Genomic DNA, 15847 nt, shown 5'->3' on the forward strand with positions numbered 1-15847 from the left:
TGTGGCTCCCTTTTCGCCTTGTTGAATTTAGGCCCACCCGGGCCCCGGACTAACCACTATTTATGGCCCCGAGCACAGGTTTTTGGGAAGTATTACGACGGCCTTTCGTGCTGGATCTGCGGGCCTTGGCCCTATTGCGCATGGCCACGGCCGCGGTGGTGCTGACGGATTTAGCCATCCGCAGCACCGACCTGGAGGCCCACTACGCCAATATGGGCGTGCTGCCCATGGCGGCCGTACTCGACCACCTCTGGACGCCCTACCAGTTTTCGCTACACGCTGCTACCGGCCTGTGGCAGGGGCAGGCGGCGCTGTTTGCCATCGCGGCGGTCTTGGCCGGGGCCCTGCTGCTGGGCTATCATACCCGGCTGGCCACTATGGCCTCGTGGGTGTTGCTCGTGTCGGTGCAAAACCGCAACCCCCTCATTGAGCAGGGCGGCGACGACCTACTGCGGATGCTGTTGTTCTGGGGCATATTCCTGCCCTGGGGCCGGGTGTGGTCGTGCGATGCCCGCCGGCAGCCCGCCCCGGCACGCTACGAGTACTTTAGCGCCGCCACGGTGGCCTACATTGTGCAGCTGGCCCTGCTCTATTGGTGCACAGCCCTCCTTAAAAATGGCGCGGAGTGGACCCGCGACGGCACGGCCCTTTACTACGCCTTCAGTCTCGACCAGGTGCTGATGCCCGGTGGCCGGCTGCTCTACCCGTACCCCGAGCTGCTGCGCTTCCTCACCTTCGGGGCTTATTTCACTGAGCTGCTGCTCCCGTTCGTGCTCTTTATTCCGGTGGGCGTGGCCTGGTGGCGCTTGCTGGTGGTAGTGGTGCTGTTCGTGTTTCACCTCAGCATTAGTCTTACTCTGTTTGTGGGCCTTTTTTTCCTGATAAACTGGGCGTCGATTGTGGGCCTGCTGCCCCCCGTGGCGCTCGACTGGCTCACCCGCCGCTTGGCCCCCCGGGTCTCCCGGGTTGAGCGCTGGTGGGCCCGCCTCCCGAAATGGCAGGCACCCTGGCGGCTGCGCCTCGAGTACGCGGCCGAACCCTCGGCCGGTAGCCGGCGGGTAGTGCGGGCCGGGCGCGAAACCTTCGTGGTGGCGGTGCTGGCCTACGTGTGCTGGTGGAACCTCGATGATGTAGCTATTATCCGACCCAGCGGCGAGCTGATGTCGGCCTCCATGCGCTGGTTTGGTTATTTGTTTCGAGTTGACCAGCACTGGGGCATGTTTGCCCCAACGGTGTTTAAAGATGATGGCTGGTACATCCTGGAAGGTAGCACCAGCACTGGACGCCAACTCGACTTAAATCGGGCTGGTGCTCCCGTAACGTACGCCAAACCAGCTTCGGTACTGGCTTTATTTAAAAACGACCGCTGGCGCAAATATTCTGAAAACTACCTGTTTGTCAGCAACGAGTGGATGCGGCCCTACTACTGTAACTACCTGCTGCGGATCTGGAATGAAGACCCGACCCACCCGCCCGTACGCCGCCTGTCAATCATCTACATGAAAGAGGTGTCATTGCCTGATTATAAGCTCGCTAAGCCAACTCATGAAGTGCTGTGCAACTGCGGAATCACGGAAGCCAGCAATCGATAAGAGTGAGAGTACTACTTTACCAGCACATCAGGCACGGTGTTGGTAGCTGGCATATTGGACCGTTTTCTGGTCTGTGGACTGGACCCAGCGGGGACACCTCACCCCCAGCCCCTCTCCTCAGGAGAGGGGAGCCAGACGACTGGGATACGGACTGAGGAACCAAATTTGAGCAGCCATATGCTAGCGCTATAGCAGTGCCATGCTCCAGATGGGTGTGGTTCTTTTCCTTGGAACTGGAATTCCGGCCTGCGCCCCTGTCGTCAGGCTCCCCTCTCCTGCGGAGAGGGGTCGGGGGTGAGGTTTCTCCGTACCAAGTCGACTAGGTATCTATTATCAAGGCATTAGCCCCCTATACCCATTGCTTGAGGTATTGGAACACCTCGGGGTGAGTGAGTAGCCCGCCGTGGTGCTGCTGGCTGAACACGGCGGTGCGTACCCGGGCTCCGGTCGGCAAGGCGGCTTCATTGCCGAACGTATTGTGCCCGCGGGCGCTGTCCTGGCCTACCAGCCCATCACCGAAATACTCGCGCAGGGCCGAGGGCCGGGTAGCGCGCAGCCAGGCCCCCATCAGAATGTGGTACTGCACCCCGGGCAGCGGGGGCACCGGCGTCCGGGGCGGGGTAAGGTCGTCGGCGTGGGCATCTTGCCAATCCTCATCTACTAAAATAGCGTAGCGCAGGTCTTTGATGCCGTTGCTGCGCTTGTTGAGGGCTTTGCTGAGAAAGCGAGTGGGGAAGAGGTTGATGCGGTGCAGCAGGCGGGCCGTGAAGTGGGAGTTTTGCTCCAGCCACGAACCATCGTTCGGGGTGCCGAGCAGGAAAACCGACCGTAAATGCACCAACCAGGGAGCTTTGGTAATTAAAAATTGAGAATTAAAAATTAAAAATGAGTCGTTGGATGGCGGGTCGGGCGACTGGTCGGTGGTGGGTATAGACCGCTCGTTATCAGTTTCTGCTTTCTGATTCCGCACTTTTAATTCTTCATTTTTAATTTTTAATTCGTCATCCACTGAAGCATAATACCCGGCCGAGCGAATAATCAGCCCGCCCATGCTGTGGCCCACCAGCACCAGTTCGCCAATCGCATCGGGGTAGGTATCGACCAGCTCGGTGAGCAGGCGGTTAAGCTCGCGGCCGTTTTCGGAGAGGTGCAGGCCGGAGTTGAAGCGCACGTAGAGCGACCGAACGTGCGCCTCCTCGGCCAGGCGCGGGCCGTAGCGCCGGCTGCCGGGCGGGTCCTGAAACCCGGTTTGCCAAATGAGCTCGTCGCCCATCAGTCCGTGCACGAACACCACCGTTTTCTGGTGCGGCTCACTGAGGCGCAGGTCGGCCACGGCCACGTCGTGCCCGCCCCGTCGGAAGCTCATGCGAATGGCTCGCGGGTCGTAGCGGGCGGCCAGCTGGTCGCCCAGGGCCCCGTTCAGCACGGGCAAAAAAAAGTGCTGATGGGCCTTGCCCGACCGTATGAGGTACCCCACCCCCCGGACGGGCAACAGGGCCGCCCGGCCCACCGCCCCGAGGGCCCGGCGGAAGCGGGAAGGCTGATTAGGGCTGGATTCAGACATGAGCAGGAGAGGACAGCGGTGGGAGAATACCCCGAAAGTAGCGCCGTCGCTGACATTACGTTGACCTTACACTTGAAATCAACGTACTTTGCACCACTAATCCAAGCACTACTTCATGAAGCTATCTTCCCGTTCTGTCCTGGCCCTGCTGCTGGGCCCCGCCTTGGCTGCCGCGGTTTCGTCCTGCGATTATCGCTGGAGCCCCGGCAAAAACCCGCAGTACCAACACGGATTCGTATACCCGCCGCCCGCCTGGCGCAGCTTCGACGTAAACCGCGACAGCATCAACTATAAGCAACGAGTAGAACTCCCCGGCGGCGTCGGTTCGGCGGCAGCCCTTAAGAAGGGCACCGTGCAGGACCAACTGAATTCGGCCCCTGCCGGGAAGAGTACAGCCTCACCCCAGGCTGCCAGCGGCACCCTGGCCGCCCCCGACAAATCGACGAACGGCGTCGGTAACCAGAACGACCAGCAGCAGCCCAAGTCGCCGCCGCAATAGGTTTTTGATTTCCCAAAAGCCCGCTACTTCCCCGGTAGCGGGCTTTTTGCGTTCGGGGCAAGCTCGTCGGGCCCTCGCTGAAAACGGGTGAGCACCACCGGGCAGCATGCGCTGAGCTTCACTAATAAGCTGTTTGAGTTAGCAAAAACTGGGTACGCGTCGGGCGTTGGCCCCAGTATACAAGCGTTGGCAGGCATCAGCAGGCGGTCGAATTCTTTCGACAAGCGTTGGTCCCGACTGAGCCAAGGCGGCGTACGTTCCATGAGCCAGCAGTTTTATGAATGAAAAGGATGTTTCTTTTCAGCACGATATGCGCTGGCTTCCCAACGCGCCGGCCGTACCGCTGGGCCAGGTGATCCGTGAAGAGGTCATAAACGCACTCTAGCCGATCACAACTTGCTCCTGGCCGTATTTTACCGGTATAGCACCGACCTTACACCCGTTAAATTGACCGCCTAACGGGTGATGACTGGCCTTTGACAGACTTACTGCCCGATACACCTCAAGACGAATACTATGGAACTGCAAACTGGCCAATACATGGGAGAAGTACCGTTCACTGCGTCGGTTGGTGGTATTGTGCTGGCTACATCGCAGCATTTGCCCCGTACCAGCATTCCGGCGCATCATCACGTCAACCCTCATTTCACCTACGTACTGGAGGGGAGTTACACCGAAGTGCACAACGGCCACCAACGGCACTGCCAGGTGGGCGACTTGCTGTTTCATCCCAGGCAATGGGAGCATACCAATGCGTTCCAGTACCAGTCGGCGGCGTGTTTTAACGTGGAAATTGGGCCGGATTGCCTGCCCCTCGGGACGGCGCTGAGCAACACCCGCTCGCATCAGCTCGTCGCCAGCCCGCCGCTCAAAGCACTGGTACGCAGCATCATCAAAGAAGTGCGCCAGCCGGACTGCTTTTCCGAAGCTATTGCCTTTGGCTACGCAGTGCAACTGGCCGGCACCTTTTTGCGCGGCCAACGCCCGGGGAGGGTAGCCTCCCGCGCCATCCGCCGGGTACAGGCTTTGCTCGACGACACGCCCCAGCACACTCCTACGTTGCCGGAACTGGCCCAGGTGGCTGGCCTCTCGCCTGATTACCTCTGCCGGGATTTCAAGCGGGTGACGGGCATGACCCCGGGAGAGTACCTGCGGCACAAGAAAATAGCCCGCGTGTGCGATCTGCTGGCGAAACCGGGCCTCAGCACGGAGGAAATAGCGTTTCAAGTAGGGTTTGCCGATGCCAGCCACCTAAGCCGAGTGTTCAGGAAAGTGATGGGCCAGCCCCCCGCAGCGTATCGAAAGGCCTTGTTGTGACAAACCGGTACCAGTGAGGGCAAGCCGGTCCAAGACATTCCTGCGACGAAGGCAAGTCCTTTGCGCCGCCGTCAGACTAGCGCCGGCTTGCCCGTATGAAATGGCTTCTATTGCTGCTAAGTGCCCTCTGGCTGGGAACTACTCCGGCCCCCGCCCAACCAACCCCGGTTGTGAAATACGAGTTACTGGTCGACGCCAATTTAGGGGCTCGGCAATTGACGGTCCGCGGCACGGCCGCCTTCGTAGCCGCCGAGAATTTCCGGGACTCCGTAGATGTGGTGCTGCACAAAACCATGGGAAATCCGGCGTTTCGACTGCTGTCACCGAAGCGTGATAAGTTTATAATCAAGAAACTGGAGGCTGGTGATGGCCAGACAACTTACCGCTTCGTATTCGGCCACCGGCTGGCAGTTGGCCAGCCGGTGCGCATTGGCTTTGCGTACCGGGGCGGCCGGTTGCCGGCTTTCCAATTTTTCCTCGACAGCTCGTACTGCCTGGCGGGGGGCTACAACGTGGCCTGGTACCCGCAGGTGCAGGCCCGGCGGCGCGACAATACCACGACTGCAATGGAAGGCACCGGCACCATTCGCGTGACCACGGCCCGTGCCTTTACCCCGGTCATCATGGGCTGTGAGTCGCGGCAAACTTTCCAGGGCCCGCAGCGGGTGACGCGGTTCACGGTGCCCAGCCCGGCCATATTTTCCTTGTTCGTGGGCTGCTACCAGCGCACTGATTACGCCGGCGCGGTGCCTACCACGGCTTACCGGCTCACGCGCGACACAGCCACGGCGGGCTATCTGCACCGTAGCGCCGCCATCATCGGGGCGTTAGCCGAAGAATTCGGGCCGTACCCGTTCCGCAGCTTCAGCCTGCTGGAGTATCCGGAGGACGTTTCTAACAAACTCAGTATCGGCGGTTCCAGCGAATACGCCGGTATTACCCTGCCTTCGTCGGCTTTTGGCAGCCGGTTCAACTACGCCCTGTTCGGCCATGAGCTGGCGCACCAATGGTGGGCGGTGGCGGTGGAGGCGGCAGGCGCGAAGGGGACCGGGATGCTCAGCGAAGGCATGGCGCAATTCGGGTCGCTGCAGGTGGTAAGCCGGTTCGATTCGGCCCACGCCGAGCAATACCGCCGCACCGGCTACCCCGGTTACGTCCGCGACCAGTGCGGGCTGGGCTACCTCACCCTGGCCCTCAGCGGCCACGACGCCGCACTGGAAAACGTGAATGGGGCCAATGCTCACGCCCTGGCCAACAGCAAAGGCTTCTTGGTGCTGGACTTGTTGGCCGAAACCATCGGCCGCGACCGAATGGGGCAGGGACTGCGCGCCATCGTGCAGCGTCACCGACACGAGCCCCTGACCTGGGAAGCGTTTCTGGCCGAAATTGAACAGGCCGCCGGCCAGGATTTGAGCTGGTTCTACGAGCAGTGGTTTCAGCGCCAGGGCGCGCCTGACTGGTCCCTGACCTGGGCTCAGCACGGGCCGGCGGTGGCCTTGACGATTGTGCAGCCCGCCCCCTTCTACCGGTTGCGCCTGGAGTTAGAGCTGTTGGGCGTGAGGGGCGAAAGGACCCGTCAATTCATCGACCTCACCAGTCCCACGACCCAGGTATCTCTCCCCGCGGCCTTTCCGGTGCAGCAGGTGCGACTGGACCCCGCGTTTCGCGTGCCGCACTGGGAAGAGCAGTACCGAGCCCCGGCTCAGGCTCTAGCGCCGGTGGTCGGCGTACGCATCCTGCGCCTCGCGGGCAAAAAGGAAGAGGCTAACACGGCAGCAGAGGCTGCACTAAGTCGGTTAACTCAGCCCGACTGCTACGGGGTGGAGTTTGCCTTGTGCTACGAGTTGGGCCGGCTGAAGGTCGGGCAGGGACCTCCCGGGCGGGACGCGGCGATGAATTACTTTTTGCGCGCCATTCAAAGCCCGGTGCGCGACCCCAACGCGCTGGTCCAAGTGTATTACCGCCTCGCTCAGTTGGCCCATGCCAAAGGCGACCGAGCCGTATTTACGTGGGCCAAAACCAACGCCCTAACCGCCGACGCCCTCAACGGCAACGCCGCCGGCATGGCCAAACTACTGGTCGGGTATCAATGATTTGGCGCGCTAGCTGACCAAGCCACAGACCTATAGCGATTTTCAGCTCCGTGTACCGGGCGCAGGCGGGAAAACCTCCCGGGACCCCTACGGGGCTGACCCTCTCGGGTACGACCCCGGTTCGCTGGAGGCGCGAAGCCCCTGGGGAGGGGAGCCAGACGGCGGGTACACGGACTAGGAAACGGCTCTAAGGGCGTTATACAGCTAAGGCGTTGCCCGGCGGGCCCTAGCTGTTTAATCCGGGCGGTATAACCTCCGCGCTACCGAAAAAGCCCCATCCCTGGCCGCTTGGTTGCCGTAATACACATGGCGGTTGCCGCTTTCCGTTTTTCACCACCTTTCCTTATCCGTATGCTCTCTAACGAAGCCACTCGGGCCAGTACGCCCGCCTTCAACCCCGTAGTGCCGGGGTTGACCATGCTGCGCGACGTATTCGCCAACCTCTACTACGCTTTTTCACCCGACCAGCCGCAGGGCCCGTGGGTGCTCATCGACGCAGGGCTGCCCGGCTCGGCCGACAAAATCAGGCGGCACGCCGAAGAGCTGTTTGGCGCTGATAACGCGCCCGCCGCCATTCTGCTCACGCACGGCCACTTCGACCACGTGGGGGCCCTGGACGGCTTGCTCGAAGCCTGGCCGGGGGTGCCCGTGTACGCCCACCAGTTGGAGCTGCCCTACCTCACGGGCGTTTCGAGCTACCCGCCGCCGGACCCAACCGTGGGCTGCGGCATGATGGCTTACTTGTCGTTTGCCTACCCCAAACACCCCTATGATTTCCGTCCCCGCGTGCAGGCCCTGCCCGCCGATGGCAGCGTGCCCGGCCTGCCCGGCTGGCGCTGGGTGCACACGCCGGGCCACTCCTTTGGCCACGTGTCGTTTTTTCGGGAGCACGACAAAGTACTGGTAGCCGGTGATGCCTTCACCACGGTCTTCGCCGAGTCGGGCTGCGGCACCTATACGCAGAAGCAGGAAGTGCACGGCCCCCCGGCTTACTTCACCCCCGATTGGGATGCCGCCCGCGCCTCCGTAGAGCTGCTGGCCCGGATGGAGCCCGAAGTGGCGGCCACTGGTCACGGCATTCCCATGCACGGCACGACCCTGCGAGACCAACTGGCCGATTTAGCCGCTCGGTTCGACGAGGTTGCCCGGCCCAGGAAAGGCCGCTACGTGCCCCAGCCCGCTACTGCCGATGCCGGGGGCGTACGTTCGGTGCCCCCACCCGTAGTGAAACCATGGCTGGCGGGCCTGGCCGTGGCCGGAGTAGCCGTTGGGGCCGTCGCCCTGGTTTGGGCCGGTAATGAAAAAAAGAAGCGCCGGCCGAAGGCCCTAAAAGACCAAGAAGGCAAAAGCAGCCGAAAAGAAGACAGCCCCTCCCGGGCCTGGTACCGCGATAACCCCGCCGAGCAACGAGCCTCCGGCCCGGATTGGCAGTATCGCCGCCCAGGGGCCTACACCGACCAGCCAAACCAGCCCCAAAGCTCCGGTTCATCTTATGCCGACCGCCAGTATTCCGACCAACGTAGCCGGAAGATAGAAACGCAGTACCCGTAGTTGGAGCTTGGTTGTTGGTTGTTAGTGCCTGGTAGCGCGACCAATAAAAGCCTGTCGAATAGGGAGTTCTACTTCGTTGAAGGGTGCATAACGTCTTTCCGACTTGAAGAACGGCCATCATGCGAGCATCCAGCACTAACAACCAACAACTAACAACCTACTGTGCCACGGGCAGCTGCCCCGGCCGGGCGTAGCCGAAGCGGGTTGGGGGCAGGACTTCGTGGTAGCCGTCGAGGCCGGAGATGCAGGCATCGCCGAGCGCGACCAGGTCCAGGGTACCATCGGGCCGCAGGGCTTCTTCGCGTAGGTACACGTGCTCCACGGTGCCTACCAGTAGCACCGTGCCGTTGGAGATGGGCAGCTCTTCGCGCAGTCGCAGGCCGATGCTGAGCGGACTTTCGACCACGTAAGGGGCCGGGAAATCATCGCGGTAAGCGGCGGTGAAGCCACAGGCGTCGAACTCTGAGATTTCCGGCCCGAAATCGGCGGATGTGTAATGGGCTTGGGCGGCCAGGGCTACGGGCACGTGGTTCAGGGTGTAGCAGCCGCTGCTTTTCAGGTTTTGGTAAGTATGGCGGGGTACGGTGGTCGGCCGCGTTACGATGCCGAGCAGGGGTGGGTCGGAGCCCAGGTGCAGGGCCGAGCTGAACACGGCCAGATTGGTGGTATCGTCGGGTGCGGCCGTGCCAATAAGGTTGGCTGGCTTGAAGCCCGGCAGGCCGTTGACGAGGTTAAGACGGTAGATCCGCTCAAAGTTCTTGATATCGGTGGCGGTGATGTGGCGCATAAAGACTGAATTAAAGCGGTGAATTAAGCTTCGGTTTGTGGTAGCGGCGCTAGCCTACGGGCCGCGTCATTAGTTCCGCTGGTATATGGTTGCCCAGTTTAAACAGTTGGGGTAGCGTGACGAATTCGTGCCAACGACGGTCCAGTCAGATAGCAAACTCAAGTTGCCGAATAGCCGCGTCGCGGCGGCAGGTTGGTAGCATGGGCAGCCAGAACGGGCATGAAGCCGCGTAGCGGTGACAGATTCGTCCGGCAGCGCTGCCACCGCGATGCGGCTCTCGGTAGTCACGGGGTAAATAGGCTACCAACTGCTCGCCGCGGCGCGGCTATTCCACAACGTGGATTTGCTATATAGCGCTAGCCGCCCTGTCGCGGCCAGCAGGGGTGAGCAATTAGGATAGAATGGGTTCTTATAAGGTGGGTCCTGGGCAGGATAAACGGAGTAAGCTATGCCATCTTCAGCGCCATGTCATGCTCCCAAATAAGGTAATGGGACGGCCCGCCCCGATAGGTAGAAAGCCCCATTGCTGGTAGCAATGGGGCTTTCTGATGGATGCATTGAGCTTGCCCGCGTACCCTGGCGGCCCCGCTCTTTGGGAAAGGCCGAGTCGGGGAGGTGCTCCAGTAGCGCTTACTGCTTGGCGGCCCAAGCATCCATCTTCTTTTCTAGTACGGCCAGTGGCATAGAGCCATCGCGCAGTAGCTCATCGTGGAAGCTGCTGATTTTGAACTTGCTGCCAAGCTGCTTTTCGTACTTGGCCCGGAGCTCCCGAAGTTTGAGCTGGCCGATTTTATAGCCCAGGGCCTGGCCCGGGATGGCCATATAGCGCTCAATGGCTGAGGTCGCCTCGTCGGGGCTGGTGCTCAAATTAGCGAGCAGGTAAGCAATGGCCTGTTCGCGGGTCATCTGGCGCGAGTGCAGGCCCGTGTCGACTACCAGGCGGACGGCGCGCAGCATCTCGTCGCCCAAGGCGCCCATGTGCTGGTAGGGGTCCTGGTAGAGCCCCAGCTCCGGGCCCAGGCTTTCGCAGTACAGGGCCCAGCCTTCCACGTAGGCGTTCTGGCCGCCGAAGCGCCGGAACTTGGGCAGGCTGGCGTTTTCCTGCTGCAAGGAAATCTGGTAGTGGTGCCCTGGAATGGCTTCGTGCAGGAAGAGCGACTCCATGCCCGAAGTAGTCGCAAACGTAGTGGCATCGGGAATCGGCACGTAGAAAATACCTGGCCGCGAGCCATCGGGCGAGCCCTGGTTGTACTCGGCCGAAGCCGAGGCCTCGCGGAACTTCTCCGTTTCGCGGATTTCAAAGGGTGTTTTGGGAGTGCGGCCGAACAGCTTTTGCAGGTTGGGCAGCATCCGCTGATGAATGTTCTCAAACGCCGCCAGCACCTCGGCCGGCGTCTTGAAGGGGCGGAACTTGGGGTCGGTGTTCAAATACTTGAAGAAAGCCAGCAGGTCGCCCTTGAAGCCAACGTCGGCTTTGATCTTCTCCATCTGGGCGCGGATGCGCGCCACTTCGGCCAGGCCAGTCTGGTAGATTTCGGCCGGGGTTTTGTCGGTCGTCGTTTCGTACTTCACGTCGTAGGCATAAATCTCCTTGCCCCCCGGCACGGCGTCGATGCCGCTCGTGGCGCGGGCTTTCGGCAGGTATTCCTTGGCCAGGAAGGCGCCCAGCTTCTGGTAGGCCGGCACCAGGTCAGTCATAATGGCTTTTTTGTAGGCCTCGGTCAGCCGGGCTTTGTCGGCGTCGGAAAAGTCCTTGGGAAAGCGCGTAATCGGGCCATAGTACAAGCTCTTGGTGGGGTCCGTCACCACCATGTCCTTCGCTTGCAGCTGCGGAATCATCCGCACCACCAGGGCCCGGGGCAGTACTACGCCCTGCCGCATGCCCACCCGGAAGTTGGCAATGGCCGAGTCGGTCCAGGCCGTGAAGCCGTGCGCCCGGCCCAGCCAGTTCTCGTAGTCTTTCACGGTTTTAAAGGGCTGGTTGCCCTGGCCCGACCCGTACTGGGCCAGCGTGATGGGCAGGCCGTAGAACTGGTTAGTCGGGAGCATCCAGGTGTTGAGCTTGAGGCCCGCCAGTCCGTGCTCCATCTCGTATTCGAAGATGTCGTAGCTGATTTTATCGTTGTCGCTCAACGGCTCGCGGTCGTATTTATGCAGCCGGTCCAGGTAAGTCTGGTAAAAGACGCGCATGGTATCGCGGAAGGCCCGGGTCTGGTTGTTGGGCAACTGGTCGTTGTAGCGGTTGTCGCCGTAGGCCGTGGCCGCGAGTGGGTCCAGGCGGGAGAGCTGCTCCCAGTAGCTGTTGAACAGGCCATTCAGGCCGCTGGTTGAGTCGGCCGCGACCCCAGCCGTACCACTCGCGGCCGTGTCGGAAGTTTTGGTCTGGTTGCAGGCCGTAGTGAGCGCCGTGGCCACGAGGCCGGCGAGGATAAGTCTTTTCATGAAGCGGACGTCGGGGTAAGTAGAATGATGAGGTCAAATAACGGAAGAATACCCGATGGGCTGCGTTTGCCGCCCATCCCATACTACACCTGCATCTGGCTAAGCCTTGACTAGCACACCTAGCGTGAAAGCTACTGTTGCTCCGGTGAGCTTTGACCGTGCGGCCTACCAAATTTGGCAAAAAGGCTTCTCCTGGCCAGCCGAATAGTCGAGCTTAGCCAAATGCGGGTAGTATGGCTTTTCCCTGGCCGCCTGCGGCTATGGTCCGTCCTGGTCAGGCTGCGGGCGTCGACGTTCCAGGGGCGGGCGGAAACAAGAGCCGGAACGAGGTGCCCAACCCCTCGATGGAGTTCACCTCGATGCCGATGCCGTGCAGATCAGCAATGGTCTGGACGATGGACAGGCCCAGGCCGTAGCTGTCGGGATCGGTGGCGACGCCTTTATCAAACCGATTAAACAGGCGCGGTAGCTGCTCTTTGGCAATGCCCAGCCCGGTATCCCTAATTTCGAGCACGTAGCCACTCCCGGTGGGGGCCGGGCGCCCCAGCACGAAAATCTGGCCGTCCTCACGGTTGTACTTAATGGCGTTGGTCACCAGGTTGTACACCAGCGTGAACAGCAGGCCCCGGTTGCAGTTTACGACCTCAAAGTCGGGCTCTAGCTCGTGCTTCATGGTCAGGTTCCGCACGGCCAGACGGTCCTGCACTTCCTCGCTCACCTCGGCCACCAGCTGGCCCAGCCCCGTGCTTTCGGTGCGCGGAAACTGGTCGTTTTCGATTTTTGAAATCATCAGCAGCGACTTGATGATGGTGCGCAGGCGATGTACCGTACGCTGCGAGTCCACGATGCGCAGCAGGTTTTCGTCCGACATGCTCTCGTCGCTAAGCATGTTATCGAAGCGGTACTGCAGGGCCGCCAGCGGGGTGAGCAGCTCATGCGAGGCGTCGGCGATGAACTTGCGTTCCTTGGTGAACGAGGCCTGAATGGTGGCCATCATCTCCCGCAGGCTCTCGTCGAGATAGCGAAAGTCGTCGGTGCTGGTCGGGATGGGGGCAAAGTTGAACGCGGCCGGGTGGTGCACGTTTTTCAGCCGCTGGCGGATGATGGTGTAAAAAGGCGTGAGCAAATAGCGGAAAAAGGCCAGGTCGGCCAGGGTGGTCAGGGCCACCGCCAGCAGCAGCACGTAGAGGGCGTACCGGCGGAAGTTATCCTCGGTTTCGCCGATGGAGCCCGTGCTGCGCCCGATTTCCAGCAAGTAAGACTGCTGCCCCTGCGTAAAAGAGTAGCTCAGCACCCGGTAGGCGACAATCTCGTCTTCCACGGCCCGCTTCGAGTCCTCAATCTCATCAATGTGAGGGCCGGGCTGAATGGCCTCCAGCGAAATAAACTCTTCCTTGAGCAGGTTGTAGCTGCCGTAGGAGGATTGCCCGCCCTCGATGAAGGCCGAGATGCCGTTCCGGCGAATCAGGCGCAGCACTTTTTCCTTGGTCTGCACCAGCCGCTGGTCCGTGGTGAGCAGGGCCAGCCGGCTCATCACCAGGGGTAGTCCCCCCAGCAGCAGCAGCAGAATGGCCACCCGCGAGAACCCGTTGAATAAAGAAAATTTGGTGCTGAGCTTCATCGTCGGTTGGTAAGCGCGGCCCGGCTGGCTGGGCGCCTGGCGGGCCGGCATGAGCCGTTCTTTCTACCGTGGGCGCGGTGCTACAGCCGCACCCGGTAGCCCATGCCGCGCACGGTCTCCAGCCATTCCACGTCTTCGTACTGGCCCAGCTTGCGACGCAGGTTTTTGATGTGCGCGTCGATGTAGTTCGAGTCGAAGCCCGACTCGGGCAGGTTGCCCCAGATGTGCTCGGTCAGCTGCAGGCGGGTCAGCACCCGGTTTTTGTGCAGCACCAGATAGCTCAGCACGTCAAACTCCTTGATGGAGAGCGCCACTTCCTGCCCCTGGTGCAGCAGGCGCCGGGCTTGCAAGTCGAGCTGAAAAGTGCTGACTGGCACCAAGGGCTTGTGCAGCCCGAAGCGGCGGCGCGTGATGGCGTGCATCCGGGCCAGCAGTTCGGGTAGGGAAAAGGGCTTGGCCAGGTAATCGTCGGCCCCCAGCTCGAGTCCCCCAATGCGGTCCTCGACGCCACCGCGGGCCGTGAGGATGATGACAGCCGCCGTCAGCTCGTTTCGTTTGGCTTCGGCCAGCACCGACAGCCCGTCGCCATCGGGCAGGCCCAGGTCCAGCAGCACGAAGTCGAAAGCATTATCGGCTAGCTGCTGGCTGGCCTCGCGGGCCGTGCGGGCGATGGTGCAGGTGAAATTTTGCTGGTAGAGGAAGATGCCCAGCTCACGGGCCAGGGTACGCTCATCTTCCACAATTAGGACGGTCATAGCTAGGGTAGGATAGGGTAGGGCTACAGGTTCAGCGACAGGCTGGTGGTAAAGAAAGACCGGGGCCGGGAGTCGTCGTCGGGCAGCAGGTTAACGGGAATGAAGTAGCGCCAAGCTACCTGCGCCGAAATTACTCCTAGGGAGTACGTCACGGGGAGGCGCAACTCATAAGTCAGAATTTGGAAGCGGGTGCTTGAAGTTGTCGTCACAATCGTACTCCCCGTGCTGGTACCACTCCCGTTGCCATTGCCATTGCCGTTCCCATGGCCGTTGCCGTTCCCATTGCCATTCCCGTTGCTGGTTTTAGTCTTGCCATTGCCGCGCCGGGTCTGTTGCTCCATGCTGGTTTCGATGAAACGCTGGGTGCCGGCCGTCAGGCTCAGGCGGGGCACAATGGATAGGTAGCCGTCCGGCGTGAATACCCGGTTGATCTCGAAGTTGCGCGAGTTGTCTAGCGTCAGAAATACATCGCTTCTCTCCCCAAACAAGTAACTCGCGTTCAACCGCGAGTACACATATTGCCAGTCCCAGCCCACGTAAGCATCTACCGAGTTGTTGACGCTGGATTTAATCAGGGGGCTGTTGGCCGCGAACAGAAAGCGCGAATAGCTGAGGGAGGCGTCCACGGTTCTGGACAAGTCGCCGTCCCAGCCCATCGACAGGTCGGTTTCATCCACGAGGGAACTGGTATCAAACAGGTCGTAGCTCATTACGGAGCCCCATACGCCAAACCGGCTTTTATACGTTAGCTCGCCCGCCATGTAGGGATAGCGGGTGGTTTGGCTGCGCCCAAAAAACGAGGAATTACTACTGTAGCTAAGGGCCGCCGTAAACCCGCCATGCCCGACGCGCCCGGCGGTGGTGTCGGCCGGTGCGGCTTGGGTGCTCGGCGCCCGGCTGCTACCTACCGCCCGGCCAACCGCCGAATAGCAAGTCAGGAGGAAGCCACCGAGGAGAATAAGTCCGGACAGTTGGTAATTGCTGCGTAATAGGCGCATGCGTAAACAAATAGTTGATATAAATTACTGCCCGCGGCCCCGGCCGTGGCCTCCGCCACCCCCAATGGACCGGCCGCCTTCGGCCCCGCGGCCTCCCCGGGCCCCAGCTCCCCGAGCGCCATCTGAATCGCGGCTGCCGCGAGCGCCCCGGGCACTGCGCTCGGGCCGGTCGCCGCGCGCCGAGGAAGTGTTGTCGCGCGCCGAGGGACTGTCGTTGTCGTCGCGGGCGGAAGTATTATCCGACGAGCCCTCGGCTTGCTCCTCCACCTGTTGGGGCTTGTTTTTGCGCCCGGTCAGGGGCACCGCCTTCACGGGCGGGCTGCCTTGCTCGGGGCCTTGGCTGGCCGTGGTCGGCTCTTCGGTAGATGCTAATTTAGAGGCCACGGTTGTAGTCGGCATAAAGTACACATGGGCTTGGACCTGGGTAGAGGCCAACCCCAACAGCAGTGCAAAAAAGAAATGGAACCTGCTTTTCATAATAAAGTTCGGCTAAGCTCCACCGGACGGGGGAGCAAATTACTGAATTTTCGGCAGCAAATAATGCTGCCGGTCTAGGCTGTACGGACAATTATCTTTGGGTTCGTGAGCAATCTGGATGAAATCAGTGACCGGGCATGGGCGGCGTTGG

Annotated in this window: 12 protein-coding genes; 5 read left to right on the forward strand and 7 right to left on the reverse strand. The window is 61.1% G+C overall.

The annotated features are described in order from the left end of the window. The first annotated feature begins 62 nt into the window (after nucleotides 1-62). On the forward strand, nucleotides 63-1592 hold the full coding sequence (locus tag IC235_RS16700; RefSeq protein WP_191006335.1) for an HTTM domain-containing protein: 1530 nt from the start codon (nucleotides 63-65) through the stop codon (nucleotides 1590-1592). A 349-nt stretch (nucleotides 1593-1941) separates the two neighbouring features. Here IC235_RS16700 and IC235_RS16705 read toward each other — a convergent pair whose 3' ends face one another. Next, entirely contained in the window at nucleotides 1942-3156 is a 1215-nt protein-coding gene (locus tag IC235_RS16705) for an esterase/lipase family protein (RefSeq protein WP_191006336.1), read from the reverse strand. A gap of 115 nt (nucleotides 3157-3271) precedes the next feature. On the opposite strand from IC235_RS16705, the gene IC235_RS16710 reads away from it, so the two are divergent. The 4 genes from IC235_RS16710 to IC235_RS16725 all read left to right on the forward strand — a co-directional run bounded on the left by IC235_RS16710 (nucleotide 3272) and on the right by IC235_RS16725 (nucleotide 8616). Continuing rightward, nucleotides 3272-3655 (forward strand): hypothetical protein, encoded by a 384-nt coding sequence (locus IC235_RS16710; protein WP_191006337.1) that lies wholly within the window; start codon nucleotides 3272-3274, stop codon nucleotides 3653-3655. 516 nt (nucleotides 3656-4171) lie between these two features. Then, nucleotides 4172-4972, forward strand: coding sequence for a helix-turn-helix domain-containing protein (locus IC235_RS16715; protein WP_191006338.1), 801 nt, complete (start codon nucleotides 4172-4174; stop codon nucleotides 4970-4972). 95 nt (nucleotides 4973-5067) lie between these two features. Further along, the gene (locus IC235_RS16720) at nucleotides 5068-7065 is read left to right on the forward strand and encodes a M1 family aminopeptidase (protein ID WP_191006339.1); all 1998 of its coding nucleotides are present in this window, start codon (nucleotides 5068-5070) and stop codon (nucleotides 7063-7065) included. Between the two features lie 351 nt (nucleotides 7066-7416). After that, the gene (locus IC235_RS16725) at nucleotides 7417-8616 is read left to right on the forward strand and encodes an MBL fold metallo-hydrolase (protein ID WP_191006340.1); all 1200 of its coding nucleotides are present in this window, start codon (nucleotides 7417-7419) and stop codon (nucleotides 8614-8616) included. Between the two features lie 157 nt (nucleotides 8617-8773). Here IC235_RS16725 and IC235_RS16730 read toward each other — a convergent pair whose 3' ends face one another. The 6 genes from IC235_RS16730 to IC235_RS16755 all read right to left on the reverse strand — a co-directional run bounded on the left by IC235_RS16730 (nucleotide 8774) and on the right by IC235_RS16755 (nucleotide 15618). Continuing rightward, on the reverse strand, nucleotides 8774-9403 hold the full coding sequence (locus IC235_RS16730; protein WP_191006341.1) for a flavin reductase family protein: 630 nt from the start codon (nucleotides 9401-9403) through the stop codon (nucleotides 8774-8776). A gap of 630 nt (nucleotides 9404-10033) precedes the next feature. Then, nucleotides 10034-11845 (reverse strand): DUF885 domain-containing protein, encoded by a 1812-nt coding sequence (locus IC235_RS16735; protein ID WP_191006342.1) that lies wholly within the window; start codon nucleotides 11843-11845, stop codon nucleotides 10034-10036. A gap of 274 nt (nucleotides 11846-12119) precedes the next feature. Beyond that, nucleotides 12120-13517, reverse strand: a complete 1398-nt coding sequence (locus IC235_RS16740; RefSeq protein ID WP_191006343.1) for a sensor histidine kinase — start codon at nucleotides 13515-13517, stop codon at nucleotides 12120-12122. A gap of 29 nt (nucleotides 13518-13546) precedes the next feature. Continuing rightward, entirely contained in the window at nucleotides 13547-14221 is a 675-nt protein-coding gene (locus IC235_RS16745) for a response regulator transcription factor (RefSeq protein ID WP_191006344.1), read from the reverse strand. Between the two features lie 23 nt (nucleotides 14222-14244). Continuing rightward, a complete protein-coding gene (locus IC235_RS16750) occupies nucleotides 14245-15219 on the reverse strand; it encodes a TorF family putative porin (protein WP_191006345.1) in 975 nt (324 codons plus the stop codon). A 24-nt stretch (nucleotides 15220-15243) separates the two neighbouring features. Further along, nucleotides 15244-15618 carry a hypothetical protein gene (locus tag IC235_RS16755; RefSeq protein ID WP_223847369.1) on the reverse strand — a complete coding sequence of 125 codons (375 nt, stop codon included), beginning with the start codon at nucleotides 15616-15618 and terminating at the stop codon, nucleotides 15244-15246. Nucleotides 15619-15847 lie beyond the last annotated feature (229 nt).

It is taken from the genome of Hymenobacter montanus (assembly GCF_014699115.1).
GTDB lineage: Bacteria > Bacteroidota > Bacteroidia > Cytophagales > Hymenobacteraceae > Hymenobacter > Hymenobacter montanus.

What these genes read in the sequence shown, in the direction of transcription:
- IC235_RS16700 (WP_191006335.1), top strand. Translation starts at nt 63, where the DNA reads ATGGCCCCGAGCACAGGTTTTTGGGAAGTATTACGACGGCCTTTCGTG.
- IC235_RS16705 (WP_191006336.1), bottom strand. Translation starts at nt 3,156, where the DNA reads ATGTCTGAATCCAGCCCTAATCAGCCTTCCCGCTTCCGCCGGGCCCTC.
- IC235_RS16710 (WP_191006337.1), top strand. Translation starts at nt 3,272, where the DNA reads ATGAAGCTATCTTCCCGTTCTGTCCTGGCCCTGCTGCTGGGCCCCGCC.
- IC235_RS16715 (WP_191006338.1), top strand. Translation starts at nt 4,172, where the DNA reads ATGGAACTGCAAACTGGCCAATACATGGGAGAAGTACCGTTCACTGCG.
- IC235_RS16720 (WP_191006339.1), top strand. Translation starts at nt 5,068, where the DNA reads ATGAAATGGCTTCTATTGCTGCTAAGTGCCCTCTGGCTGGGAACTACT.
- IC235_RS16725 (WP_191006340.1), top strand. Translation starts at nt 7,417, where the DNA reads ATGCTCTCTAACGAAGCCACTCGGGCCAGTACGCCCGCCTTCAACCCC.
- IC235_RS16730 (WP_191006341.1), bottom strand. Translation starts at nt 9,403, where the DNA reads ATGCGCCACATCACCGCCACCGATATCAAGAACTTTGAGCGGATCTAC.
- IC235_RS16735 (WP_191006342.1), bottom strand. Translation starts at nt 11,845, where the DNA reads ATGAAAAGACTTATCCTCGCCGGCCTCGTGGCCACGGCGCTCACTACG.
- IC235_RS16740 (WP_191006343.1), bottom strand. Translation starts at nt 13,517, where the DNA reads ATGCCGGCCCGCCAGGCGCCCAGCCAGCCGGGCCGCGCTTACCAACCG.
- IC235_RS16745 (WP_191006344.1), bottom strand. Translation starts at nt 14,221, where the DNA reads ATGACCGTCCTAATTGTGGAAGATGAGCGTACCCTGGCCCGTGAGCTG.
- IC235_RS16750 (WP_191006345.1), bottom strand. Translation starts at nt 15,219, where the DNA reads ATGCGCCTATTACGCAGCAATTACCAACTGTCCGGACTTATTCTCCTC.
- IC235_RS16755 (WP_223847369.1), bottom strand. Translation starts at nt 15,618, where the DNA reads ATGCCGACTACAACCGTGGCCTCTAAATTAGCATCTACCGAAGAGCCG.